Annotated in this window: 22 protein-coding genes; 12 read left to right on the top strand and 10 right to left on the bottom strand. The window is 69.9% G+C overall.

Going from position 1 to position 22,258, the window contains the following annotated elements:
• Together ACFPOE_RS10825 and ACFPOE_RS10820 are read left to right on the top strand one after the other, a co-directional pair.
• A complete protein-coding gene (locus ACFPOE_RS10825) occupies positions 1 to 1,809 on the top strand; it encodes an autotransporter assembly complex protein TamA (protein ID WP_376850094.1) in 1,809 nt (602 codons plus the stop codon).
• On the top strand, positions 1,806 to 5,537 hold the full coding sequence (locus ACFPOE_RS10820; RefSeq protein ID WP_376850093.1) for a translocation/assembly module TamB domain-containing protein: 3,732 nt from the start codon (positions 1,806 to 1,808) through the stop codon (positions 5,535 to 5,537). Before ACFPOE_RS10825 ends, ACFPOE_RS10820 begins: the two co-directional genes overlap by 4 nt.
• A gap of 62 nt (positions 5,538 to 5,599) precedes the next feature.
• Here the strand turns inward: ACFPOE_RS10820 and ACFPOE_RS10815 are convergent, their stop codons facing one another.
• Complete coding sequence (locus ACFPOE_RS10815; protein ID WP_376850092.1) at positions 5,600 to 6,139, bottom strand: PaaI family thioesterase; 540 nt, start codon at positions 6,137 to 6,139, stop codon at positions 5,600 to 5,602.
• Positions 6,140 to 6,198: 59 nt separating this feature from the next.
• Here ACFPOE_RS10815 and ACFPOE_RS10810 point away from each other — a divergent pair, with 59 nt between their 5' ends.
• The 5 genes from ACFPOE_RS10810 to ACFPOE_RS10790 all read left to right on the top strand — a co-directional run bounded on the left by ACFPOE_RS10810 (position 6,199) and on the right by ACFPOE_RS10790 (position 10,135).
• Positions 6,199 to 6,654 carry a MarR family winged helix-turn-helix transcriptional regulator gene (locus ACFPOE_RS10810; RefSeq protein WP_376850091.1) on the top strand — a complete coding sequence of 152 codons (456 nt, stop codon included), beginning with the start codon at positions 6,199 to 6,201 and terminating at the stop codon, positions 6,652 to 6,654.
• Entirely contained in the window at positions 6,647 to 7,873 is a 1,227-nt protein-coding gene (locus tag ACFPOE_RS10805; protein WP_376850090.1) for an MFS transporter, read from the top strand. The genes ACFPOE_RS10810 and ACFPOE_RS10805 overlap by 8 nt, the downstream gene beginning before the upstream one ends.
• Positions 7,874 to 7,984: 111 nt before the next feature.
• Complete coding sequence (locus tag ACFPOE_RS10800; RefSeq protein ID WP_376850089.1) at positions 7,985 to 9,424, top strand: NAD-dependent succinate-semialdehyde dehydrogenase; 1,440 nt, start codon at positions 7,985 to 7,987, stop codon at positions 9,422 to 9,424.
• A gap of 56 nt (positions 9,425 to 9,480) precedes the next feature.
• Positions 9,481 to 9,627 carry a DUF3606 domain-containing protein gene (locus ACFPOE_RS10795; RefSeq protein ID WP_376850088.1) on the top strand — a complete coding sequence of 49 codons (147 nt, stop codon included), beginning with the start codon at positions 9,481 to 9,483 and terminating at the stop codon, positions 9,625 to 9,627.
• Between the two features lie 109 nt (positions 9,628 to 9,736).
• Positions 9,737 to 10,135, top strand: a complete 399-nt coding sequence (locus tag ACFPOE_RS10790) for a hypothetical protein (RefSeq protein ID WP_376850087.1) — start codon at positions 9,737 to 9,739, stop codon at positions 10,133 to 10,135.
• A gap of 11 nt (positions 10,136 to 10,146) precedes the next feature.
• Here ACFPOE_RS10790 and flhD read toward each other — a convergent pair whose 3' ends face one another.
• The 9 genes from flhD to ACFPOE_RS10745 all read right to left on the bottom strand — a co-directional run bounded on the left by flhD (position 10,147) and on the right by ACFPOE_RS10745 (position 17,144).
• Positions 10,147 to 10,479, bottom strand: coding sequence for a flagellar transcriptional regulator FlhD (gene flhD, locus ACFPOE_RS10785; RefSeq protein WP_376850086.1), 333 nt, complete (start codon positions 10,477 to 10,479; stop codon positions 10,147 to 10,149).
• A 139-nt stretch (positions 10,480 to 10,618) separates the two neighbouring features.
• Positions 10,619 to 11,152, bottom strand: coding sequence for a flagellar transcriptional regulator FlhC (gene flhC / locus ACFPOE_RS10780; protein ID WP_376850085.1), 534 nt, complete (start codon positions 11,150 to 11,152; stop codon positions 10,619 to 10,621).
• The gene (locus tag ACFPOE_RS10775; RefSeq protein ID WP_376850084.1) at positions 11,091 to 11,477 is read right to left on the bottom strand and encodes a flagellar protein FliT; all 387 of its coding nucleotides are present in this window, start codon (positions 11,475 to 11,477) and stop codon (positions 11,091 to 11,093) included. The genes flhC and ACFPOE_RS10775 overlap by 62 nt, the downstream gene beginning before the upstream one ends.
• Before the next feature lie 6 nt (positions 11,478 to 11,483).
• Positions 11,484 to 11,957: a cache domain-containing protein gene (locus ACFPOE_RS10770; RefSeq protein ID WP_376850083.1), complete on the bottom strand. Its 474-nt coding sequence runs from the start codon at positions 11,955 to 11,957 to the stop codon at positions 11,484 to 11,486.
• A gap of 120 nt (positions 11,958 to 12,077) precedes the next feature.
• Entirely contained in the window at positions 12,078 to 12,872 is a 795-nt protein-coding gene (locus tag ACFPOE_RS10765) for an SDR family NAD(P)-dependent oxidoreductase (RefSeq protein ID WP_376850082.1), read from the bottom strand.
• The gene (locus ACFPOE_RS10760) at positions 12,869 to 13,507 is read right to left on the bottom strand and encodes a 2-dehydro-3-deoxy-6-phosphogalactonate aldolase (RefSeq protein ID WP_376850081.1); all 639 of its coding nucleotides are present in this window, start codon (positions 13,505 to 13,507) and stop codon (positions 12,869 to 12,871) included. The genes ACFPOE_RS10765 and ACFPOE_RS10760 overlap by 4 nt, the downstream gene beginning before the upstream one ends.
• Positions 13,504 to 14,400 (bottom strand): 2-dehydro-3-deoxygalactonokinase, encoded by an 897-nt coding sequence (locus ACFPOE_RS10755; protein WP_376850080.1) that lies wholly within the window; start codon positions 14,398 to 14,400, stop codon positions 13,504 to 13,506. The genes ACFPOE_RS10760 and ACFPOE_RS10755 overlap by 4 nt, the downstream gene beginning before the upstream one ends.
• Positions 14,397 to 15,323 (bottom strand): sugar kinase, encoded by a 927-nt coding sequence (locus ACFPOE_RS10750; RefSeq protein ID WP_376850079.1) that lies wholly within the window; start codon positions 15,321 to 15,323, stop codon positions 14,397 to 14,399. Before ACFPOE_RS10750 ends, ACFPOE_RS10755 begins: the two co-directional genes overlap by 4 nt.
• Positions 15,324 to 15,410: 87 nt before the next feature.
• Positions 15,411 to 17,144: an IlvD/Edd family dehydratase gene (locus ACFPOE_RS10745; RefSeq protein WP_376850078.1), complete on the bottom strand. Its 1,734-nt coding sequence runs from the start codon at positions 17,142 to 17,144 to the stop codon at positions 15,411 to 15,413.
• A gap of 116 nt (positions 17,145 to 17,260) precedes the next feature.
• Between ACFPOE_RS10745 and ACFPOE_RS10740 the strand changes: the two genes are divergently transcribed.
• The 5 genes from ACFPOE_RS10740 (at position 17,261) to ACFPOE_RS10720 (ending at position 22,246) form a co-directional block, all read left to right on the top strand.
• On the top strand, positions 17,261 to 18,214 hold the full coding sequence (locus tag ACFPOE_RS10740; RefSeq protein ID WP_376850077.1) for a 2-hydroxyacid dehydrogenase: 954 nt from the start codon (positions 17,261 to 17,263) through the stop codon (positions 18,212 to 18,214).
• 64 nt (positions 18,215 to 18,278) lie between these two features.
• Positions 18,279 to 19,022, top strand: a complete 744-nt coding sequence (locus ACFPOE_RS10735) for a FadR/GntR family transcriptional regulator (RefSeq protein ID WP_376850076.1) — start codon at positions 18,279 to 18,281, stop codon at positions 19,020 to 19,022.
• A 51-nt stretch (positions 19,023 to 19,073) separates the two neighbouring features.
• Complete coding sequence (locus tag ACFPOE_RS10730; RefSeq protein WP_376850075.1) at positions 19,074 to 20,450, top strand: ABC transporter substrate-binding protein; 1,377 nt, start codon at positions 19,074 to 19,076, stop codon at positions 20,448 to 20,450.
• A 69-nt stretch (positions 20,451 to 20,519) separates the two neighbouring features.
• Positions 20,520 to 21,395 carry a carbohydrate ABC transporter permease gene (locus ACFPOE_RS10725; protein WP_376850074.1) on the top strand — a complete coding sequence of 292 codons (876 nt, stop codon included), beginning with the start codon at positions 20,520 to 20,522 and terminating at the stop codon, positions 21,393 to 21,395.
• Complete coding sequence (locus tag ACFPOE_RS10720; RefSeq protein ID WP_376850073.1) at positions 21,392 to 22,246, top strand: carbohydrate ABC transporter permease; 855 nt, start codon at positions 21,392 to 21,394, stop codon at positions 22,244 to 22,246. Before ACFPOE_RS10725 ends, ACFPOE_RS10720 begins: the two co-directional genes overlap by 4 nt.
• Positions 22,247 to 22,258 lie beyond the last annotated feature (12 nt).

Raw genomic sequence — 22,258 nt, 5'->3', positions numbered from 1 at the left:
ATGCCCGGTCCCTTTCTTCGATCCTGCCTGTCGGCCTGCCTGCTGCTGGCCGCCTCGCTGGTGCCGGCGGCCGCGCGGGCCCAGGCCGAGCCGGCGCCCGGCCCGTCCTTCGACCTGGAGATCCGCGCGCCGGCGCCGGCCAAGGACCTGCTGGAGCGCCACCTCGACCTGCGCCGCTACCGCGAGGTGCCGGACCTGGATGAAGCCGAGCTGGCCCGGCTGGCGATGCTGGCCGAGCGCGACGCCCGCGAGCTGCTGGGCACGCTCGGCTATTTCACGCCCACGGTGACGATCCGGCGCGAGGCCGGGACCCGTCCGCGGCTGGTGGTCGAGGTGGCGCTGGGCGAGAAGACGGTGGTCGGCGCGGTCGACATCGGCTTCGACGGCGCGATCGCGACGGCCACCGACGCCGACACGGTCCGGCAGCGCGAGGGCATCCGCAGCGGCTGGGGCCTGCCGACCGGCCAGGGCTTCACCCAGGGCGGCTGGGACGACGCCAAGGCGCAGGCGCTGCGCCGGCTGGCGGCCAAGCGCTTCCTGGCCGGCCGCATCAGCGAGAGCCTGGCCGACGTGGACGCCGCCACGCATCGGGTCGGGCTGGGACTGAAGCTCGATTCCGGCCCGGTGTTCCGGCTGGGCCAGCAGCAGGTGACGGGAGTGGAGCGCTACGACCCGCGGCTGGTGCCGCGCTTCGCCCGGCTGGCGCCCGGCAGCGAATACGACCGCGACCAGCTGGTGCAGGCCCAGCTGCGCCTGACCGGCAGCGGCTACTACGACTCGGCCTTCATCTTCGTCGACCCGGAAGCCGATCCGGCGGCAGTGCCGGTGCAGATCACGGTGCGCGAGGCCAAGCTGCAGAAGGTGGTGCTGGGCGCCGGCATCACCACCGATGCCGGCCCGCGGCTGTCGCTGGAGCACACGCACAACCGGGTGCCGGGCATCGGCTGGCGCGCGACCACCTCGCTGCAGCTCGATCGCAAGGTGCCGTACCTGCAGAGCGAGTGGACCGCCATTCCGGACGAGTCCGGCTGGCGCTGGAGCGTGCTGGGGCGCGCCGAGCGGCTGGAGGACGGCGACCTGGTGACGCAGGGCCGGCGGCTGCGCTTCGGCCGCTTCCGCTCGCAGGACCACATCGACCGCAACGTCTACCTGCAATACGACAGCGCCAGCGTGACCAGCGCCACCGGCCTGCCCCTGAGCAGCGCGGAGTCCGGCGCCGGCTCGGCGCTGAGCATGAACTACGTCTGGACCGGCCGCTATTTCGACAGCCTGCCGACCGCCAGTTCGGGCTTCGGCGTCGGCGTCGAGCTGGGCGGCGGTCTCACCCTGGGCTCGGACCGCGCACCGTTCCAGCGCACGCTGGTGCGCTGGCTGTGGCTGCGGCCGCTGACGCGCGGGCGGCTGCAGCTGCGCGCCGAGGGCGGCGCGGTGCTGGCGCGGCCGTCGGCGCAGTTGCCGGCGACGCAGCTGTTTCGCACCGGCGGCGACACCACGGTGCGCGGCTACGGCTTTCGCGACATCGGCGTGGCGCTGCCCAACGGCGACGTCGGCCCGGGCCGCTACCTGGCGGTGGGCAGCGTCGAGTGGCAGCGGCCGATCCGGCGCGGCGGCGTGGACAGCGAATTCGACAGCCTGCTGTTCGTCGATGCCGGCGCCGTCGCCAACCGGGTGAGCGAATTGCGGGCGGTGGTCGGCGTCGGCACCGGCGTGCGCTGGCGCAGCCCGATCGGCCCGGTGCAGGGCGCGATCGCCTACGGCCTGAAGCCGCGCAAGCTGCGGCTGCACCTGTCGGTGGGGTTCCAGTTTTGAGTCGCCTGCTTGCCGCCACCGCCAGGGCGCTCGCGATCGGGCTGCTGGTCGTGCTCATGGTGCTGGTGCTGCTGTCCGGCGGCCTGTGGTGGTGGTCCGGCACCGAGGGCTCGCTGGCCTGGGCGCTGGAGCGCGTTGGCCGCTGGCAGCCGGTGGTGGCCGAGGGCGTCAGCGGCTCGCTGCGCTCGGGGCTGCGGATCCAGCGGCTGGTGTGGGAGCGCGACGGGCTGAAGGTGGAGGCCGGCGACCTCGCCGTGCAATGGAGCCCGCAGTTCCTGCTGGCCGGCGAACTGCGGCTGCCCAGGCTCAGCGCCGCCAGCGTGAAAGTCACCGACCGGCGCCCGCCGACCGGCCAGCCGCCCAGGCCTCCCGCTTCGCTGGACCCGGGCCTGCGGCTGACGCTGGACAAGGTCACGATCGGCCGCCTGCAGTGGGACGGCGCCACCAAGCTGGAGGCCAGCGGGCTGGCCGGCGACTACCTGTTTTCGGGCGGCGGCCACCAGTTGCGGATCAGCGCGCTGACGGTAGGCTCGGGCCAGTACAGCGGCCGGGCCGCGGTCGGCAGCCAGGCCCCGATGAAGGTCGATGCGCAGCTGCAGGGTACGGTGACGACCTCGGTGCCGGGCAGCACCGCCAGCCTGCCGCTGGCCTTCAGCGCCAGCGCCAGCGGTCCACTGGAGAAGCTGGTCGCGCAGGCGCGGGTGGGACTGGTGGCCGCAACTGCGACGCAGCCGTCACCTGCGCCCGGCGCGACGGTCACCGCCGTCGTCACGCCGTGGGCGCCGCAGCCGCTGCCGCAGGCGCAGGCGCGGCTGCAGGCGATCGACCTGCACGCCTTCTGGGCGCAGGCGCCGCAGACGCAGCTGTCCGGCGACCTGCAGGTGCAGCCCGCCGGCAGCGCCACCTGGGCGCTGCAGGCCGACCTGCGCAATGCCATTCCCGGTCCGTGGGACAGCGGCCGGCTGCCGCTGGACCAGCTCAAGGCGCAGGGCCAGTGGCGCGGCGGCGTGGCGCTGGTGCGCAGCCTGCAGGCGGGCATGGGCGGCGGCAGCGTGCAGGCCGAGGGCCGCTGGTCCGGCGACGGCTGGACCGCCGACGGCAGCATCCGCAACGTCAATCCCGCGGCGCTGCACAGCAAGCTCGCGGCCAGTTCGCTTGGTGGCAAGTTGCAGTTGCGCCAGCAGGGCAAGGGGATCGCCTTCGATGCGGCACTGACGGCCGACGGCCCGGCGCGTCCTGCCAAGCTGGCCGCGGGCGTGGCGCCGCTGGACCTGCGCGAGCTGACGGCGCAGGGCAACTGGTCCGAGGGCGTGCTCGAATTGCCGGCGCTGCGGCTGCGCACCAGCGACGCGCTGCTGCAGGGCGCACTGACGGCGCGGCCCGCCGCCCGCTCCGGCAGCGGCAAGCTGCAGCTGCAGGCGCCGGGGCTGCAGGCCCGGGCCGACGGCGAGATCGCCGAGACCCGCGGCCACGGCACGCTGAACCTGCAGGCCGGCAATCTCGCGCTGGCGCAGCGCTGGCTGCAGGGCTTGCCCTTCGTGCCGGCGGCGCTGGGCGCCTGGCGCGCCGGCGGCCAGGCCACGCTGGACGGCAAGTGGCAGGGCGGCTGGAAGGACCCGGCGGTGCAGGGCGCGCTCACATCGCCGCTGCTCACCTTGCAGGCGTCGAGCGCGGCCGCCGGCTCGCCGACCTGGACCCTGCGCGAGACGCGCGTGGTGGTCGACGGCCGCCTGGCCGATGCGGCGCTGGTGCTGCAGGCGAAGGCGCAGCAGGGCCAGCGCCGGCTCGCGCTGGACGCGGCCGGTCGCGGCGGCCGGTCGGGTGGCGCCTGGCGGGCCAAGCTGGCGACGCTCAAGCTGTCGGTGCAGGACCCGGCGATCGGCCCGGGGCAGTGGCGGGCCGACGCGCAAGGCGGCGTCGATGCGCTCTGGCGTGCCGGCCGGCTGGAAGTGGCCGCCGGGCAGGCCGTGCTGACCGCGCCGGGGCCGGCCGCCGGCACCGCGCTGCTGGCCTGGGATCCGGTGCGCTGGGGCGGCGGCGAACTGCAGACCGCCGGCCGCCTGACCGGCTTGCCGATGGCCTGGGTCGAACTGGCGGGTGGGCCGCAACTGGCCGGCTCGGCGCTCACCGGCAACCTGGTGTTCGACGCCCGCTGGAACGCGCAGCTGGGCGCCGGCATGCGGCTGGACGCCAGCCTGGCGCGCAGTTCCGGCGACATCACGGTGCAGGTGGAAAACGCCGAGGGCGCGACCACGCGGGTGGCGGCCGGCGTGCGCACCGCGACGCTGACGCTGCAGGGCCGCGACGGCGCGATGACGCTGGGCCTGGAGTGGGACAGCGAACGGGCCGGCACCGCCCATGCAACCGCGCAGACGCGGCTGGTGCGCGGCGGCCCGGCCGGCTGGCTGTGGCCGCAGGACGCGCAGCTGGCCGGCAAGCTGCAGGCGCAGCTGCCGCGGCTGGCGGTCTGGTCGCTGCTGGCGCCGCCCGGCTGGCGGCTGCGCGGCGCGCTGGTGGCGGACCTGTCGGTCAGCGGCTCGCGCACCGATCCGCAGTTCGCCGGCAGCCTGCGGGCTGACGAACTGGCGCTGCGCTCGGTGGTCGACGGCGTCGAGCTGCGCAACGGATCGCTCAAGGCGCGGCTGCAGGGCCAGCAGCTGGTGGTGGAGGAATTCGTGCTGCACGGCGCCGGCCAGGGCGGCGCCGGCGGCAGCCTGGTGGCCAGCGGCGAGGGCCGCTGGGAAGACGGTGCGCCGCAGCTGCAGGCCAGCGTGGAATTGAACAAGCTGCGCGCCAGCATCCGCAGCGACCGCGAGCTGACCGTCTCGGGCAAGCTGGCCGCTACCCTCACGCCCAAGGGCGGAACCATCCGCGGCAAGCTGTCGGTGGACCAGGCCCGGATCGTCATCCCCGACGAGACGCCGCCCAAGCTGGGGCAGGACGTGGTGGTGCGCAACTCGCCGGGGGTCGCGCCGACCTCGGAACAGCGCAAGCAGAAGAAGCCGGACACCGGTCCGCCGCGGCGGCCGCTGGACGTGGCGGTGCAGGTGGACCTGGGCAGCGACTTCCGCCTGAGCGGCCGCGGCATCGACACCCGGCTGGCCGGCACGCTGGCGCTGAGCGGCGTGTCATTGACGGCGCCGCGGCTGGAAGGGACGATCCGCGCCGTCGACGGCGAATACCGCGCCTACGGCCAGCGGCTGGAGATCGAGCGCGGGGTGCTGCGCTTCACCGGCCCGCTCGACAACCCGGCGCTCGACATCCTGGCGGTCCGGCCGCGGCTGGACCAGAAGGTCGGCGTGCTGGTCACCGGCTCGGCGCAGGCGCCGTTCGTGCGGCTGTATTCGGAGCCGCAGCTGGCCGATGCCGAGGCCCTGTCGTGGCTGGTCACGGGCAAGCCGGCGGCCAGCGGCGGCGCCGAATCCGCGTTGCTGCAGCAGGCGGCGCTGGCGCTGCTGAACAGCCGGCGCGGCGGCACCAACTCCGGCGGCATCGCCGGCAAGTTCGGGCTGGACGAACTGTCGGTGCACCGCGACGACACCGCCGGCGCGGTCGTGACGCTTGGCAAGCGCTTCGCCCGCGACTTCTACGCCTCCTACGAAAGCAGCCTGGGCGGCGCGCTGGGCACGCTCAACATCTTCTACGACATCTCGCGCCGCCTCACGCTGCGCGCCCGCGCCGGCGAGCGCACCGCGGTGGACCTGATCTACACCTTCGCGTTCGACTGAAGCGGCGGCGGATCCTGCAGCTGATGCGGCTGCGGGACCGCTCTCGCTGTTGCCGACTGCCCTCAGCGCAGCTCGAACACCAGGCAGGTGGTGGTGGCATGCGCGTACAGCGTGCCATCGGGTCCGTACAGGCGCGCTTGCGCCGTGGCGAGCTGGCGGCCGCAGTGGACCACCTTGCCTTCGGCGCGCACCCGCGGCGCCTTGCTGCCGATGGCGCGCACCAGGTTCACGCCCAGTTCCGCCGTGGTGTAGCCGCGGCCGGGCGGCATCATGGTGTGGACCGCGCAGCCCAGCGCGGAATCGAGCAGCGTCGCGTACCAGCCGCCGTGGATGCCGCCCATCGGGTTGAGGTGGTCCGGCCCCGGCGTGCCCTGGAACAGCGCCCGTCCCTCGTCCACTTCCAGCAGCTGGAACGACAGCGTGCGGGCGATCGGCGGGTAGGGCAGTTCGCCGCGCAGCATCGCCTGCATCAGGTCCAGCCCGCTGCGTCCCGCCAGCTGCTGCGGCGTGACCACGCCGGGTCCGGCGCCCGCGTCCAGCCGCGCCTGGACCTCCCGTTCCTCGTCCAGCCAGGCCTGCAGCTGGTTGCCGTGTTCGCTCATCTTTGCGCTCCTGTGCTGTATCACTTGCATATGCAATAGTTGCAGCTACAATAATCGGCATGGACCACGCTGTCAAGCCGCAGGGCTGCACCAACATCAAGCTGCGCCAGCTGATGCGCCGGGTGGCGCAGCGCTACGACGCCGAGGTCGGCAAGACCGGCCTGAAGGGCACGCAGTATTCGCTGCTGTCGCACGTGCTCAAGCTGGCGCCGGTGCGGCCGGGCGATCTGGCGCGCGCGATGAAGATCGATGCCTCCACGCTGACCCGCAACCTGCGGCCGCTGATCGATGCCGGCTGGGTCACGCTGGACGCCGGCGCCGACGGCCGCAGCCGGCTGGTCAACATCACGCCGGCCGGCCGCGACAAGCGCCAGGAGGCGCAGCGGCGCTGGCGCACGGCGCAGGAGGGTATCAACCGGACGCTGGGCGTGGAGCGCGTGCTGGCGCTGCACGCGCTGATCGACGAAAGTATGGAATTGCTGTCCCCCTTGTCCGATGGAGAAGACGATGCATGACGCAAGCACGGCGCCGCGGCGCACCGCAATGTGGCTGGTGCTGGTGGCCGCGGCCGGCACCTTCGCGCTGACGATGGGCACGCGGCAGACCATGGGCCTGTTCCTGTCGCCGCTGAACACGTCGACCGGCCTGGGCCTGGGCAGCATCAGCCTGGCCTTCGCCTTCGGCCAGCTCTGGTGGGGCCTGACGCAGCCCTTCGCCGGCGCGATGGCCGACAAGGTCGGCGCCGGCCGCGTGCTGTTCGCCGGCGCCATCCTGGTGGCGCTGGGCACCTTCATCACGCCGCTGATGACGACCACCTGGGGCCTGATCCTGGCCATCGGCGTGCTGTCGGCGGGCGGCGCCGGCATGGCGGGTCCCGCCGTGCTGATGGCGGCCACCACGCGGCTGATCCCGCCGCAGCGGCGCGGGCTGGCCGTGGGCATCGTCAATGCGGGCGGTTCCTTCGGGCAGTTCGTGATGGCACCGGTGGCCGCGGCGCTGATGATCGGCGTGGGCTGGGCCACCGCGATGCAGGTGATGGGCCTGCTGGTGCTGCTGTGCCTGCCGGCGGCGTTCCTGCTCAAGGGCAACTCGCTGCAGGCCGCACCGGTGGGGCAGAAAGTGATCGGCACCCGCGAAGCGATCCGCGAGGCGCTGCGCAATCCCAGCTACCTGATGCTGGGGGCGGGCTTCTTCGTCTGCGGTTTCCACGTGGCGTTTCTGGCCACCCACCTGCCGGGCGTGATCGCCTCCTGCGGCCTGCCGACCCAATGGGCCGGCTGGTCGCTGGCGATGATCGGGCTGTTCAACATCGTCGGCAGCGTGTCGATGGGCTGGGCGATCGGGCGCTGGCGGATGAAGTCGCTGCTGTCGCTGGTCTATGCGTCGCGCGCCATCGCCGTGCTGGTGTTCCTGGCCGCGCCCAAGACCGGGCCGGTGCTGCTGGTGTTCGCGGCCGTGATGGGCCTGACCTTCCTGTCCACGGTGCCGCCGACGGCGGGCCTGGTCGCCAAGTTCTTCGGCCCGGCCAACATGGCGACGCTGTTCGGCATCGTGATGCTCACCCACCAGGTCGGCGGCTTCCTCGGCGCCTGGCTGGGCGGCAAGGTGTTCGAAGCGACCGGCAACTACGACTGGGTCTGGTACATCGACGTCGTGCTGGCCGTCGGCGCGGCGCTGGTCCACCTGCCGATCCGCGAGGCCAGGCCGGTCCGTCCTGCCGCGGCCGCTGCCTGAGCGCGGCCGCGCCGGCGGCGGCGCTCAGCGGTGAAACCGGGTCCGCCAGGGCAATTGCGTTTTGCCAGAGAATAGAGGGCTTGCCGACTCTCTAGCTTCACAGGAATTGCCATGACCTATCCCAACACCCAACTGTTCATCGCCGGCCAATGGGTCGATGCTGCCGACGGCCGCACGCTGGCCGTCCACAACCCGGCCACCGGCAAGGAAATCGGCCGCGTCGCCCACGCCGGCAAGGCCGACCTGGACCAGGCCCTCGCCGCCGCGCAGAAGGGCTTCGAGACCTGGCGCGACATGACTGCCATCGAGCGCAACAAGATCATGCGCAAGGCCGCCGGCCTGATGCGCGAGCGCGCGGGCGCCATCGGTGCCGTGCTGACCCAGGAGCAGGGCAAGCCGCTGGCCGAGGCCAAGGGCGAGGCCATGGCCGCCGCCGACATCATCGAGTGGTTCGCCGACGAAGGCCTGCGCATCTACGGGCGCATCGTGCCGTCGCGCTTCAACCTGAACGTGCGCCAGATGGTGGTGAAGGACCCGGTCGGCCCGGTCGCTGCCTTCACGCCCTGGAACTTCCCGATCAACCAGGTGGTGCGCAAGGTGGCGGCCGCCCTGTCGGCCGGCTGCTCGATGCTGGTGAAGGCGCCGGAAGAAACCCCGGCCGGCCCGGCCGCGCTGATCCAGGCCTTCGTCGACGCCGGCATTCCGCCCGGCGTGCTGGGCCTGGTGTACGGCAATCCCGCCGAGATCTCCAGCTACCTGATCCCGCACCCGGTCATCCGCAAGATCACGTTCACCGGCTCGACCCCGGTGGGCAAGCAGCTGGCCGCGCTGGCCGGCCAGCACATGAAGCGCGTGACGATGGAGCTGGGCGGCCACGCCCCGGTGATCGTCTGCGAGGACGCCGACATCGCGCTGGCCGTCAAGTCCGCCGGCGCCGCCAAGTTCCGCAACGCCGGCCAGGTCTGCATCTCGCCGACCCGCTTCCTGGTGCACAACAGCATCAAGAAGGAATTCGCCGATGCCTTCACCAAGTACGCCACCGGCCTGAAGGTCGGCGACGGCTCGCTGGAAGGCACGCAGATGGGCCCGCTGGCCAATCCGCGCCGCCTCACCGCGATGGCGGAGTTCACCCAGGATGCCGTCAAGCGCGGCGCCACCGTGATGTCGGGCGGCGAGCGCATCGGCGACGCCGGCAATTTCTGGCAGCCCACCATCCTGTCGGACGTGCCGCTGGAAGCCAAGGTGTTCAACGACGAGCCGTTCGGCCCGATGGCCGCGATCCGCGGCTTCGACCAGCTGGAAGACGCGATCGCCGAAGCCAACCGCCTGCCCTTCGGCCTGGCCGGCTATGCGTTCACCCGGTCGCTGAAGAATGCCGACCTGCTGGCGCGCCGGGTCGAAGTCGGCATGCTGTGGATGAACATGCCGGCCATGCCCTCGGCCGAGATGCCCTTCGGCGGCGTCAAGGATTCGGGCTACGGCTCGGAAGGCGGCCCGGAGGCGGTGGAGGCGTACCTGAACGTGCGCTCGGTCTCGATCGCGAACGTCTGACCATGGACCAGTCCCGATCTTCCACACCGCCCCAGGGCCCGGCCCTAATGATCGACATGCTCAGCCAGATCGACGTCGACTACTGGTGCCAGATCTTCCACGTGAGCCCGGCCCAGCTGCGCGAAGCGGTGCACCACGCCGGCCACCAGGCCATCGAGGTGTCCCGCTACCTGCGCACCCAGGGCATCACCGGCGCCGAGTAAGCGCCGCTTCGATTCGCGCCAGAAGCACGGAATCCCGCTCCTGTTCCGCCGATTGATTCGGCGGCGCCGCTCCTACGATTGCTCCACGAACACGGAGAAGGAGAACGGGATGAAGAAAGCCATGATGTTGCTGCCGGTGCTGGCCCTTGCGGCTGGTATCGCGCAGGCCGGCGCCTATTCGGTGCTGCAGGAGTCGGACTGCCCGCTGGTCAGCGCGGCGGAATTGTCCAAGGCGGTGCGCAATGCCGGCGCCGTCACCGGGCTGGACCTGCCCAAGGACATGGCGCTGCGCGCCGAGCTGCACTGCACGGTGGACGGCAAGGCGGGGCGCGGCGCCCGCTACGTCTACACCTTCCGCGCGGCGATCGAGCGTCAGGTGTCCGACGGCGAGCAGCTGCGCTGGATGCCGGTGGCGGCCAACACCGGCTTCGGCACCACCGGCGGCAGCAGCTCGATGCTGCGCCAGGTGCACTTCACGGTGCGCGACCTGGTCCGCCAGGAGCCCTGAGCGCCGGCCGCTCAGTCGGCCGCGCCGGCCGACGCGAGCTGGTTCTGGGCGCCGGCCAGCAGGATCGAGAGATGGGCCTGCTGCAGCGCGCCCTGGCCGGTGCCCTGCATCACGGTGCGGAAGATCGGCAATTCGTCCAGCCGGAACGCGCACAGCACGAAGTTGCTGCTGGCGATCCGGATCAGTTCGGGCAGCGACATCCCGATCAGCAGGTCCGCCATCTCGGGGCTGGTTCCCAGCCGCAGCATCGCCGCCGCCTTGTCCTCGCGCAGGAGCTTCTGCGCCAGCAACATGTAGGTCAGGTTCAGGTCGGCGATTTCCTTCGAGACGTTTGCGGTAGTCATTCGAGCTCTCTGTCGGACCCGGTCCGTGGCGTGTTGAGTGGCGTTCTCCTGGCTGGAATTGTGACAGCCTGTTACGAAATGAAAAGATCAGTTACTACCCTGATGAGATTGCGGGCGTGACATAAGTCGCGCAATCGCCTCAATCAGCGCTGGGGGAGGGCTGTTTCTTCTTGCCGGCGCGCGACGGCGGCCGGCACAGCACGCAGACGAAGTCGGCCTTGCCGTCGTAGGCATGCGAGACGAACTGGCCGGCGCAGCGGGTGCAGCTGGCCAGCTGCAGCATGTCGCTGGCGAAGAAGCGGACCAGCGTGTGGGCGCGGGTGAAGTCCAGCACCGGCGTGTCGCCGTGCGCCTGCACCTGTTCCAGGTACATGCGGAAGGCCTTGATCAGCGCCCCGAGCTTGTCGCCGTCGGCGTGGGCCAGCATGTGCAGGTAGATGTTGTAGAACATCGACGAGTGGATGTTGGCCATCCACGTCATGTACCAGTCGACCGAGAACGGCAGCAGGCCCTTGGGCGGGGACGTTCCGCGGATCTCCTTGTACAGCCGCAGCAGCCGCTCCCGGCTCAGGGCGACTTCGGCTTCGATGAACTGCAGCCGCGCGCCCAGCTCAATGAGCGTGACCGCCAGCTGGACTTCGCGCGCCTCCTGGAGGACACTTTTCTGGGTCATGCGTGGGCTTCCTGCCGCGCATTCTGGCATGCGGGCGGCGCTGCTCGCCCAGCGTGCGCACCAGGGCGATGAACTGCGGCTGCACCAGGGCGTTGAGTTCGTCGCGGGCGGCACCGATGTCCACTGCCAGCTGCGCGAGTGCTGCGGCGTCGCCCGCCGGGAGAGCGGGGACTTCCATCGCCCGCAGCCGGCCGGCGATGGAGGTGCACTGCCAGTCGAGTTCGGGCAGCTGCTTCCACTGCCCGGCGCGGGCCAGCGCCAGCATCTGCGCCACCGCGGCGGCCAGTTCCCGCTGGCAGGCGACGATCTCGCTGGCGCCTGCCACGTCAGCTCATTTCTTGTAGATGCCGCCGCAGACCACCGTGTCGTCCAGCCGCTCGCAGTACGCGGTCTTGGGCTCGATCTTCCTGCTCACCGGGTTGTTGAACTTGTAGTCGGTCCAGAAGCTGGTCTTGGTCTTCATCAGCTCGACCCGCTCCTTGATGTATTCCTTGCCGTCCATGTCCTTCATGTCGATGAAGTTGCGGCCGACCATCTTCTCGTTGGTGCCGTGGGCCACCGCGGTGCCGTCGATCCGGTGCACCGCCAGGTACAGGTCGCGGTCGTGGAATTCCTTGTTGTCCCGGTTGGTGATCTCGGCGTAGCCCTTTTCCTTGCCGTTGGCCTTGATGTAAGCCACGCCCTTCTTCACCATCGCCTCCGCCTCCTTGGCGGTGGCGGCGCTCTCGGCGGCCGCAAAGGCCATTCCGGCGGCCAGCACGGCGCCCAGCGCCACACTCATCTTCATTGCATCGATACGACTCATTCCCCTGCTCCTCGTCATGTTGTGAACTGATCAGGGGCCATTCTGGCTGCGGGAGCGCCGCGCCAATGGGTCGAACAAAGGGAGGTTTCGCGCGCTGCTCGCCCGATCCGGCGCCGGCGCTCAGGCCGGGACGGTGTAATTGAGCGTCATGCGGCCGCCGTCCACCACCAGGATCTCGCCGGTGACGTAGCTGGCGGCGTCGCTGGCCAGGTAGGCCACCGCGTCCGCCACCTCCGACGGCTCGCCCAGGCGCTTCATCGGCGTGCGGCTCATGATGCGGGCCTTCGCGTCCTCGCTGGTGAGGACCGCCTTGGCCGCCAGTTCGGTGGCGATGGTGCCGGGCGCCACCGCGTTGACGCGCACGCCCTTGTCGGCCAGCGCCAGCGCCATCACGCGCGTGAGCTGGTTGATGCCGCCCTTGCTGACGTTGTAGCTGGCGATCGTGGGGATGGTGAGCGTGCCGTTGACGGAGCTCATGTTGACGATCGAGCCCTTGCCGGCGCCTGCCATCTCGCGCGCCACGGCCTGCCCGAGCAGGAAGGACCCCTTGAGGTTGACGCGCAGCACGGCGTCGAAATCGGCCTCGGTCACTTCCAGGAAGTCTGCGGCCTTGAAGATGCCGGCGTTGTTCACCAGCACGTCGATGCGCCCGTGCTCGGCCAGCGTGCGCGCCACCAGCGCGTCCACCTGCGCCTTGTCGCCGACATCGCAATGCACGTACAGCGCGCCGAGTTCGGCGGCCAGCGCCCGGCCCGGCGCATCGGCGACGTCCGCGATCACGACCTGGGCGCCTTCGCGCGCGAAGCGGCGCACGCAGGCCTCGCCGATGCCCTGCGAGCCGCCGCTGACGATGCAGGTGCGGCCGGACAGGCCGAAGGAGACGGGGGAGGAGGCTGCTCGGGACGGGGCGTTCATGCCCGCATCGTACCCGCCCATGCAGCGGCGAACTCGCGCGCATTCGCGCCCACCTGCTGCGCATCCAGGCCGGGCTTGTACAGGGCGGAACCGATGCCGAAGCCGCTGGCGCCGGCGGCCCGGTACTCGCCCATGTTGCGGGCGCCGATGCCGCCGACCGGCAACAGGGCGACCTCGGGGGCAAGCACGGCGCGCAGCGCCTTGACGGCCGGCGGCGGAATCATCTCGGCCGGGAACAGTTTCAGGCCGCTGGCGCCGGCAGCGAGGGCGGCAAAGGCTTCGGTCGCGCTCAGCACGCCCGGCAGGCACACCATGCCGTACCGCAGCGCCTGCCTGACCACCGCGGCGTCGAAGTTGGGTGCGACGACCAGCTGGCCGCCGGCGCCATGGACGTCGTCCACGTCCTTCACTGTCAGCACCGTGCCGGCGCCGACCAGGGCCTGCGGGTGTTGCGCGGCCAGCGCCTCGATGCTTTGCAGGGGCTGCGGCGAATTGAGCGGCACTTCGATCAGGCCAAAGCCCGCATCCGCCAGCGCCGCGCCGACGCCGGCCGCCTCGACCGGCCGCAGCCCGCGCAGGATCGCCACCAGCGGCAGGGCCGCCATGGCTGCCGTGAATTTCTGTTGTGGATTCATGGCGATTGCTCCAGGTGGCGGGCGATGGCGAACAGGCCGCTCCAGCTCGCCTGCGCGCCCACGGTGGCGGCTGCGATGCCCAGTGCTTCGAGCGCGAGCCGGTAGCGCGCCGCCAGCGCCGGCGCGCCGACCACGACCACCGGCCCGCGTGAATCGTCCAGTGCCTGGGCGCGCAGTTCGTCCCCGATCACCAGGCCCGAGAGGTAGCTGGGCATGGCGCTCGCGGGCAGCCGGTCGAACAGCGCCAGCGTCCGCACGCTGAACGCGGCGTGCAGCAGGCTGGCGCTGGCGCGCGCGTGGGCCAGGCCGCGCCGGAAGGCATCGGCATCGAGCTGGCCGTCTTCCTGCGGCAGCGTGCGCGCCAGGATCGAGTGCTGCCGCAACAGGGCGTAGAGCTCGCCGGTCATGAAGGTGCGAAAGCCGACGATGCGGCCTTGCGCCACCTGCACCCATTTGCTGTGCGTGCCGGGCAGCACCATGCGCGCGTCGGCCAGGCCCAGCAGAGCGAGCGCGCCGAACACCTGCGTCTCCTCGCCGCGCATCACGTCCGGCACGCCGTGGTCCTCGCAGCTCAGGCCAGGAACCAGCGCGATGCGCGCCGGCTCGATCCAGTGCAGGCGGGAGGCGATGTCGGCAAAGCCGGCGGGGCAGGCGCAATAGGGCGCCTCCTGCCAGCCCTGCTTGCTGCCGGCCATGCCGGCGATCAGCGCCAGCGCGCCGGTGGCCTGCTGCCAGCGGCCGAAGTGCTGCGCGAACACGCCGGCGAAGCCGCCGGCGGGAACGACGAGGATGCCGGCCGGCGCCGACACTTCTTCCAGCACCGTGCCGTCGCCGGCCAGCAGCGCGCCGCGCAGCGACGACGTGCCCCAGTCGATGGCGATCAGGTGCTTCACAGCAGCGCCCGGACCTGGTCGGCGCGCGGCAGGGGCGCGACGGCGCCGAAACCCTGCACCGCCACCGCCGCCGCCGCGTTGGCCCAGCGCGCCGCCTCGAACAGCGTGTCTTCCTGCGCCAGCCGCGCCAGCAGGTTGCCGCAGAAGCAGTCGCCGGCGCCGGTGGCGTCGACCGCGGCCACGCGGTGGCCCGGGATGCGCTCGCTGCGCAGGCCGTCGCTGGCCAGTGCACCGTCGGCGCCCAGCTTGAGCACGACACGGGCGGCGCCGGCGGCGTGGCTCCAGTCCACCAGCACGGCGGGGTCCTTGCTGCCGGCCAGGGCGACCAGGTCGTCCAGGCTGGGCAGGAAGACGTCGGTCAGCACCATCGCCTTGAGCAGCGCGTCGCGGGCCTGCTGCAGCGGCCACAGCTTCAGGCGCAGGTTGGAATCCAGCGCGACCAGGGTGCCGGCCTCGCGCGCGATGCGCATCGCGCCCATCACCGTGTCGCAGGCGCCCGCGGAGATCGCCATCGAGATGCCCGAGACGTGCAGGATCTTCGCGTGGCGGATGGCGTCGGCGGCGCCGGCATCCAGCCAGTCCGGCGTCATCCGGCTGGCGGCGGAGCCGGCGCGCCGGTAGCTGAACTCGTGCCCCTGCGCCGTGTGGGTGACGAAGTAGATGCCGGTCGGCGCCTGGGCGTCGATGCCCACGGCGTGCGTGTCCACGCCTTCATGGCGCCACAGTTCGAGCAGCGAGCGGCCGAAGCTGTCGTCGCCCAGCCGGGTGAGGTACGCGGTGCGTGCGCCGGCGCGGGCGGCGGCGATCACCGCATTGCTGGTGTCCCCGCCGAAGCCCTGCAGGTAGTGCGGCTGGCCGGGCGCGGTCTGGTTGAATTCCACCATGGCCTCGCCGAGGGCGGCAACGTCGAAGTGTTTGGTCATTTCAAAGCGCCGTTCGGGCTGAGCTCGGCCTGTCCTGAGCGGGTCGAAGGGTCGAAGGGCTGCGACAGGCTCAGCCCGAACGGATGTTCAATGGTTGTCGCGCGGCACGAAGGCGCCACGCTTGCCGACCAGGAAATCCAGGTCCACGCCTTCGTCGGCCTGCAGCACGTGGTCCACGTACAGCTTCCAGTAGCCGGAGGACAGCGGCGGCGGCGGCGCCTGCCAGGTGGCCAGGCGGCCCGCCAGTTCCTCGTCGCTGATGTGCAGTTGCAGCTTGCGGTTCGGCACGTCGAGCTCGATGATGTCGCCGTTGCGCACCACCGCCAGCGGACCGCCGGCGGCAGCTTCCGGCGCCGTGTGCAGCACCACCGTGCCGTACGCCGTGCCGCTCATGCGGGCGTCCGAGATCCGCACCATGTCGGTGATGCCCTTGCGCAGCACCTTGGGCGGCAGCGGCATGTTGCCCACCTCGGCCATGCCCGGATAGCCCTTGGGGCCGCAGTTCTTCAGCACCAGGATGCAGTGCTCGTCCACGTCCAGGTTCTCGTCGTCGATGCGGGCGTGGAAGTCCTCGATGTTCTCGAACACCACGGCGCGGCCCTTGTGCACCATCAGCGCCGGCGTTGCCGCGCTCGGCTTGATGACGGCGCCGCGCGGCGCCAGGTTGCCGCGCAGCACCGCGATGCCGGCCTTGTCCTTGAACGGCTTGTCCAGCGGCAGGATCACCTCGGTGTTGTAGTTCTGGGCGTCGGCGATGTTCTCGCCCACCGTCCGGCCGTTGGCCGTCACTGCGTCCAGGTGCAGGTGCTGCGCGATCTCCTTCATCACCACCGGCAGCCCGCCGGCGTAGCAGAAGTCTTCCATCAGGTGCTTGCCCGACGGCTGCAGGTTGACCAGGCAGGGCAGCTCGCTGGCCAGGCGGTCGAAGTCGTCGATCGCCAGCTCGACGCCGATCCGCCGTGCGATGGCGATCAGGTGGATCACCGCGTTGGTGGAGCCGCCGATGGCGGCCAGCGTCTTGATCGCGTTCTCGAAGGCCTGGCGCGTCAGGACCTTCGACAGGATCTGGTCTTCATGGACCATGTCGACGATCCGCCGCCCCGCGTTGCGGGCCAGCACGTTGCGCCGGCCGTCCACCGCCGGATAGGCGGCGTTGCCCGGCAGGCCCAGCCCGAGCGCCTCCACCATGCTGGCCATGGTCGATGCCGTGCCCATCGTCATGCAGTGGCCGTGGCTGCGGTGCATGCAGCTTTCTGCCTCGAAGAAATCCTGCAGCTTGAGCGTGCCGGCGCGCACCTGCTCGCTCATGCTCCAGACGCCGGTGCCCGAGCCCAGCTCCTGGCCGCGCCACTTGCCGTTCAACATCGGGCCGCCGGACACGCCGATGGTCGGCAGGTCCACGCTGGACGCGCCCATCACCAGCGAGGGCGTGGTCTTGTCGCAGCCCATGAGCAGCACCACGCCGTCGATCGGGTTGCCGCGGATGCTCTCTTCCACGTCCATGCTGGCCAGGTTGCGGTACAGCATGGCCGTGGGCCGCAGCAGCGTCTCGCCCAGCGACATCACAGGGAATTCCAGCGGGAAGCCGCCGGCTTCGTAGACGCCGATCTTGACCTGCTCGGCCAGCGTGCGGAAGTGCGAGTTGCAGGGCGTCAGCTCGCTGAAGGTGTTGCAGATGCCGATGACGGGACGGCCGTCGAACTGGTCGTGCGGCACGCCCTTGCCCTTGACCCAGCTGCGGTAGGCGAAGCCGTCCCGGTCCTGGCGGCCGAACCATTGCTGGCTGCGGAGTTCCGATGCTTTCTTGCGAGGTGGTGTCATTGTTTGGGGGGAAGTCTGGTTGCGGAAGCTGCGGCTCAATCATATTATGGTAGGACTAATCGTCCAAGCGCCCGGCTCTTCGCCGCGGCGCTTTTTCTTCCCTCCAAGGAGCCGCCTTGTCCAAACCCGACGTGCTGGTCGCAGCCAAGTTCCCCCCGTACCTGATGGACAAGCTCAGGCGCGATTTCACGGTGCACGAGCGCCTGCACGAAACCGATCCGGCCGCCTTCGCGGCGGTCGCCCCGAAGATCCGGGCGATCGCCTGCGGCGGCGAATCGAAGGTGCCGCGGGCGCTGATGGAGCAGCTGCCGGCGCTGGAGATGATCTCGGTGCAGGGCGTGGGCTACGACGGCGTCGACGTCGCCGCGGCGCTGGAACGCAAGGTGCCGGTGAGCCACACGCCCAATGTGCTGAACGACGACGTCGCCGACCTGGCCATCGCGCTGATGCTGGCGGCCGCGCGCCGCATCCCGCAGGCGGACCGCTATGTGCGCGAGAACAAGTGGCCCGGCGGTCCCTTTCCGCTGGCGCGCAAGATGTCGGGCGCGCGGCTGGGCATCGTCGGCCTGGGCCGGATCGGCCAGGCCATCGCGCAGCGCGCTGCGGCCTTCGGCATGAGCATCGCCTACACTGCCCGCAGCCAGAAGAAGGACCAGCCGTACGCCTACTACCCGAGCGCCGCGGCGCTGGCGGCGCAGGTGGATTTCCTGGTGGTCATCACGCCCGGCGGCGCCGGCACGGCCAGGATGATCAACCGCGAAGTGCTCGACGCGCTGGGACCGGAGGGCTATCTGGTCAACGTGGCGCGCGGCTCGGTGGTGGACCAGGAGGCGCTGATCGCGGCGCTGCAGGAAGGCCGGATCGCCGGCGCCGGGCTGGACGTGTTCGACGGCGAGCCGCAGGTGCCGCAGGCGCTGCGCGACCTGGACAACGTGGTCCTCACGCCCCACATCGGCAGCGCCACCGGTTCCACCCGGCAGGCGATGGCGGACCTGACGCACGCCAACCTGGTGGCCCATTTCGCCGGCCAGCCGCTGCCCAGCGCAGTGCCGGAATGGCAGGCCCGCTAGGGGTTTCCCTGAGGCAATCGCCTGTTTCAATCATCATATGATAGTAGCAGCGGCACCTCATCACATGATCAAGAACGTCCACGGCAGCACGGTCGATTTCCTGGGCGAAGCCATCGTCGGCGGGCGCTATGCCGTCGGCGCCTCGCTGCCGGCCGAGCCGCTGCTGTGTGAGGAGCTGGGCGTCAGCCGCACCGTCATCCGCGAGTCGGTCAAGTCGCTGGTGGCCAAGGGCCTGATCTCCACCGGCCCCAAGGTCGGCACCCGCGTGCTGCCGGACGAAAACTGGAACTGGTTCGACCCTGACGTCGTCAACTGGCAGGCCCGCGTCGGCCTCACGGCCGAATTCCTGCGCGACCTGCAGGACCTGCGCCGGGTGGTGGAGCCGGCCGCGGTGCGGCTGGCGGCGGAACGCGCCACCCCGCAGGACATCGCCCAGATCGAGGCCGCCTACGCCGGCATGAAGAAGGCGGTGGTGGAGGGCGGCGACTACATCACCTTCGACCTGCGCTTCCACCAGGGGCTGCTGCGCGCTGCGCAGAACCGCATGCTGTGGCAGATGAGCAAGGCGCTGAGCGCGCTGCTGCGCACCAGCTTCGAGATTTCCACCTCGCGCAAGGACGGCCCCGCCGGCTCGCTGCCGATGCACCGTGCGGTGCTCGATGCGGTGGCCGCCCACGATCCGGCCCGCGCCGAGAAGGCTGTGCTGCGCCTGATCGACGGCGCCCGGCAGGACATCGAGCAGGTGCTCGGATCGCGCAAGCGGCTGCCGCGCCTGAGCCGGCCGGCTTCGCAACTGAAGGCGGCCTGAGGCTGCCGACCGATTTCCCTTCGTTCCAACCAAGACCAGGAGACAAGCCAGATGAAGATCAAGACCTTACTTGCGGCCGCGATGGTTGCCGCCGGCCTCGTGTCGGCGGGACCGGCCCTAGCACAGGAGAAGCTCACCGTCTGGTGGGTCAAGGGCTTCTACAAGGCGGAAGACGACGCCTTGCTGGCGGCAATCAAGAAGTACGAGGCCAAGCACAAGGACGTCAAGATCGAGCTGTCGCAGTACCCGATCCAGGACATGATCCCCAAGACCGTCGCGGCGCTCGATTCCGGCTCGCCGCCGGACGTGGCCTATGCCGACGTCTATGACTTCCAGGTCACGGCCAAGTGGGCCTTCGACGGCAAGCTGGAGGACATCAGCAGCGTGATCAACCCGATCCGGTCGCGCTTCGCCCCCAATACGGTGGAAACCACGTTCCTGTACAACGACGCGACCAAGACCCGCGCTTATTACGCGTTCCCGCTCAAGCAGCAGACCATGCACATCCAGTACTGGAAGGACATGCTGGGCGAGGCCGGCTTCAAGGAATCGGACATCCCCAAGGACTGGAAAGGCTACTGGAGCTTCTGGTGCGACAAGGTCCAGCCGGCCTACCGCCAGAAGACCGGCAAGCGTGTCTTCGCCACCGGCTTTCCGATGGGCGTCGATTCGAGCGATTCGTTCTATTCGTTCCTGACCTTCATGGATGCCTACAACGTCACGCTGGTCAACGACGCCGGCAAGCTGCTGGTCGACGACCCGGCGGTGCGCACCGGCCTGATCGGCGCGCTGACCGACTACACCTCGGTCTACGCCAAGGGCTGCACGCCGCCGTCGTCCACCAGCTGGAAGGACCCGGACAACAACGTCGCCTTCCACAACAAGACGATCATCATGACCCACAACGCCACGATCTCGATCGCGGCCAAGTGGCTTGACGACATGAACAACGAGGCCCTCAAGCCCGAGCAGCGGGCCGAGGCCAAGAAGAACTACACGGAGCTGATCGCCACCGCCGGCTTCCCCAACAAGCCCGACGGCACCAAGATGAAGTACCGCACGGCCGTCAAGACCGGCGTCATCTTCAAGCAGGCCAAGAACAAGGCCCGCGCCAAGGAGTTCGTCAGCTTCATGCTGCAGGAGGAAAACCTCACGCCGTACGTGGAGGGCTCGCTGGGACGCTGGTTCCCGGTCACCAAGGTCGCCCAGCAGAGCGCCTTCTGGAAGGCCGACCCGCACCGGCTGGCGGTCTACAACCAGTACATGAGCGGCACCACCACGTTCGAATTCACCAAGAACTACAAGTTCACGGTGCTCAACAACGAGAACGTCTGGGCCAAGGCGATGAACCGGGTCATCAACGAGAAGGTTCCGGTTGACAAGGCGGTGGACGAGATGATCGAGCGGATCAAGACCGTCGCCCGCTGATGTGAAGCGGCTCCGGCCGGCGCGACGCGCAAGTCGCGCGGCCGGAGCCATTGCCACGGGAACAACACCATGTCCGACATCGCCGCAGTGCTGCCAGCCGTTCCCGCGCCCGTCCCGGCGCGCTCGCGTTCGACGTCCTACGCGTTCTGGGGCCGGCTGCTGGTCGTTCCCTACATCCTGATCTTCCTGGTGTTCGTGCTTTATCCCGTGGGCTACGGCCTGTGGCTGGCACGCCATCCGCAAAGCTACGTCAAGCTGTTCGAGGACCCCATCTTCTTCCGGACGGTGATCAACACCATCGTTTTCCTGGTGGTCGGCATCAACGTCAAGATGGTGGTCGCCATGGTGCTGTCCGGCTTCTTCGTGCAGAGCCGCTGGTGGATCAAGGCCCTGTCGCTGGTCTTCATCCTGCCCTGGGCGCTGCCTTCGATCCCCACCATCCTGTCGGTGCGCTTCATGCTCAACCCGGAGTGGGGCGTGATCAACTCGCTGATCTTCCGCTTCACCGGGCTGGACGGCCCCAACTGGCTGAACGACCCCACGCTCGCGCTCTCGCTTTCCATGCTGATGCACATCTGGAAGTCGCTGCCGTTCTGGACCCTGATCCTGATCGCCGGCCGGCTGGCGATCCCGGCCGAGCAGTACGAGGCGGCCAGCGTGGACGGCGCCACCAGCTGGCAGAAGTTCCGCTACATCACCTGGCCGTCGATGCGCACCCTTTACCTGACCTCCACCATCCTGTCGATGATCTGGACCCTGGGCGATTTCAACAGCGTGTACCTGCTGACCGGCGGCGGACCGGCGGATCTGACGCACGTGCTGGCCACGCTGGGCATCCGGTACCTGCGGCTGGACCAGGTGGACCTGGCGATGGCGTCCATCGTGGTCGCCATGCCGCTGGTGCTGCCGCTGGTGTTCTTCATGATGAAGCGGCTGTCGAAATGAAAAAGCGCTTCACCCTGAAGAACGCGACGACGGAGGCCAAGCTGCTGCTGATCGGGATTCCGCTGTTCCTGTGGACGATGATCCCGATCTACCACATGGTGCTGTTCGCCATCTCGACCAAGGATTCGGCCACCTCGGGCCGGATCTGGCCGAAGACGCCGACCCTGCAGAACTTCGAGATCGTGTTCGGCCGCAAGCATTTCTACCTGGACCACTTCTGGATCCAGCTGTGGAATTCGGTGCTGATCGCGGTGGCGGTCGCTGCGCTGACGCTGTTCATCGCCACCTGCGCCGCGTTCGCCATCAGCCGGCTCAAGGTGCGCGGGGGCCGCACGGTGATGAACCTCGCGCTGTTCACGTATTTCATTCCGGCGGCCTTCCTGGCGGTCCCGATGTACAAGGCCATGGGCAACTACGGCCTGCTGAACAACCAGTGGGCGCTGATCCTGGCGATGGTCACCATCGCCTCGCCGTACTGCATCTGGGTGCTCAAGCAGGCCTCCGACAAGCTGCCCTGGGAGCTGGACGAGGCGGCGCGCATGGACGGCGCCACCCCGATGCAGCTGTTCCGGCTGGTGTACCTGCCGCTGATGGTCCCCTCGCTGGTCGCGGTGGGCACCTATTCGCTGCTGCTGGCCTGGAACGAATACCTGTACGCCTTCCTGCTGCTGTCCAACGACCGCAGCATCACGCTGGCCGTGGCCCTGGGCAACTTCCTGTCGGCGGACGATTCGCCGTGGGAACTGCTGATGGCAACCGGCCTGATCTATGCGTTGCCGCCCGCGGCGATCTATTACGCGTTCAAGCGCTACATGGTGTCGGGCCTGACGGCCGGCGCCGTCAAGAGCTGAGCAAAGGACCCT

This window comes from Caenimonas terrae (assembly GCF_042655405.1).
GTDB lineage: Bacteria > Pseudomonadota > Gammaproteobacteria > Burkholderiales > Burkholderiaceae_C > Ramlibacter > Ramlibacter terrae_A.
This window is presented reverse-complemented; position numbering and strand designations above follow the sequence as displayed.

Excerpts from the sequence above, each read along its gene's own strand:
- ACFPOE_RS10770 (WP_376850083.1), bottom strand. The coding sequence starts at position 11,957 with ATGAGTCGTATCGATGCAATGAAGATGAGTGTGGCGCTGGGCGCCGTG.
- ACFPOE_RS10735 (WP_376850076.1), top strand. The coding sequence starts at position 18,279 with ATGATCAAGAACGTCCACGGCAGCACGGTCGATTTCCTGGGCGAAGCC.
- ACFPOE_RS10765 (WP_376850082.1), bottom strand. The coding sequence starts at position 12,872 with ATGAACGCCCCGTCCCGAGCAGCCTCCTCCCCCGTCTCCTTCGGCCTG.
- ACFPOE_RS10725 (WP_376850074.1), top strand. The coding sequence starts at position 20,520 with ATGTCCGACATCGCCGCAGTGCTGCCAGCCGTTCCCGCGCCCGTCCCG.
- ACFPOE_RS10800 (WP_376850089.1), top strand. The coding sequence starts at position 7,985 with ATGACCTATCCCAACACCCAACTGTTCATCGCCGGCCAATGGGTCGAT.
- flhC (WP_376850085.1), bottom strand. The coding sequence starts at position 11,152 with ATGACCCAGAAAAGTGTCCTCCAGGAGGCGCGCGAAGTCCAGCTGGCG.
- ACFPOE_RS10825 (WP_376850094.1), top strand. The coding sequence starts at position 1 with ATGCCCGGTCCCTTTCTTCGATCCTGCCTGTCGGCCTGCCTGCTGCTG.
- ACFPOE_RS10795 (WP_376850088.1), top strand. The coding sequence starts at position 9,481 with ATGCTCAGCCAGATCGACGTCGACTACTGGTGCCAGATCTTCCACGTG.
- ACFPOE_RS10745 (WP_376850078.1), bottom strand. The coding sequence starts at position 17,144 with ATGACACCACCTCGCAAGAAAGCATCGGAACTCCGCAGCCAGCAATGG.
- ACFPOE_RS10720 (WP_376850073.1), top strand. The coding sequence starts at position 21,392 with ATGAAAAAGCGCTTCACCCTGAAGAACGCGACGACGGAGGCCAAGCTG.
- flhD (WP_376850086.1), bottom strand. The coding sequence starts at position 10,479 with ATGACTACCGCAAACGTCTCGAAGGAAATCGCCGACCTGAACCTGACC.
- ACFPOE_RS10815 (WP_376850092.1), bottom strand. The coding sequence starts at position 6,139 with ATGAGCGAACACGGCAACCAGCTGCAGGCCTGGCTGGACGAGGAACGG.
- ACFPOE_RS10805 (WP_376850090.1), top strand. The coding sequence starts at position 6,647 with ATGCATGACGCAAGCACGGCGCCGCGGCGCACCGCAATGTGGCTGGTG.
- ACFPOE_RS10750 (WP_376850079.1), bottom strand. The coding sequence starts at position 15,323 with ATGACCAAACACTTCGACGTTGCCGCCCTCGGCGAGGCCATGGTGGAA.
- ACFPOE_RS10790 (WP_376850087.1), top strand. The coding sequence starts at position 9,737 with ATGAAGAAAGCCATGATGTTGCTGCCGGTGCTGGCCCTTGCGGCTGGT.
- ACFPOE_RS10730 (WP_376850075.1), top strand. The coding sequence starts at position 19,074 with ATGAAGATCAAGACCTTACTTGCGGCCGCGATGGTTGCCGCCGGCCTC.
- ACFPOE_RS10760 (WP_376850081.1), bottom strand. The coding sequence starts at position 13,507 with ATGAATCCACAACAGAAATTCACGGCAGCCATGGCGGCCCTGCCGCTG.
- ACFPOE_RS10810 (WP_376850091.1), top strand. The coding sequence starts at position 6,199 with ATGGACCACGCTGTCAAGCCGCAGGGCTGCACCAACATCAAGCTGCGC.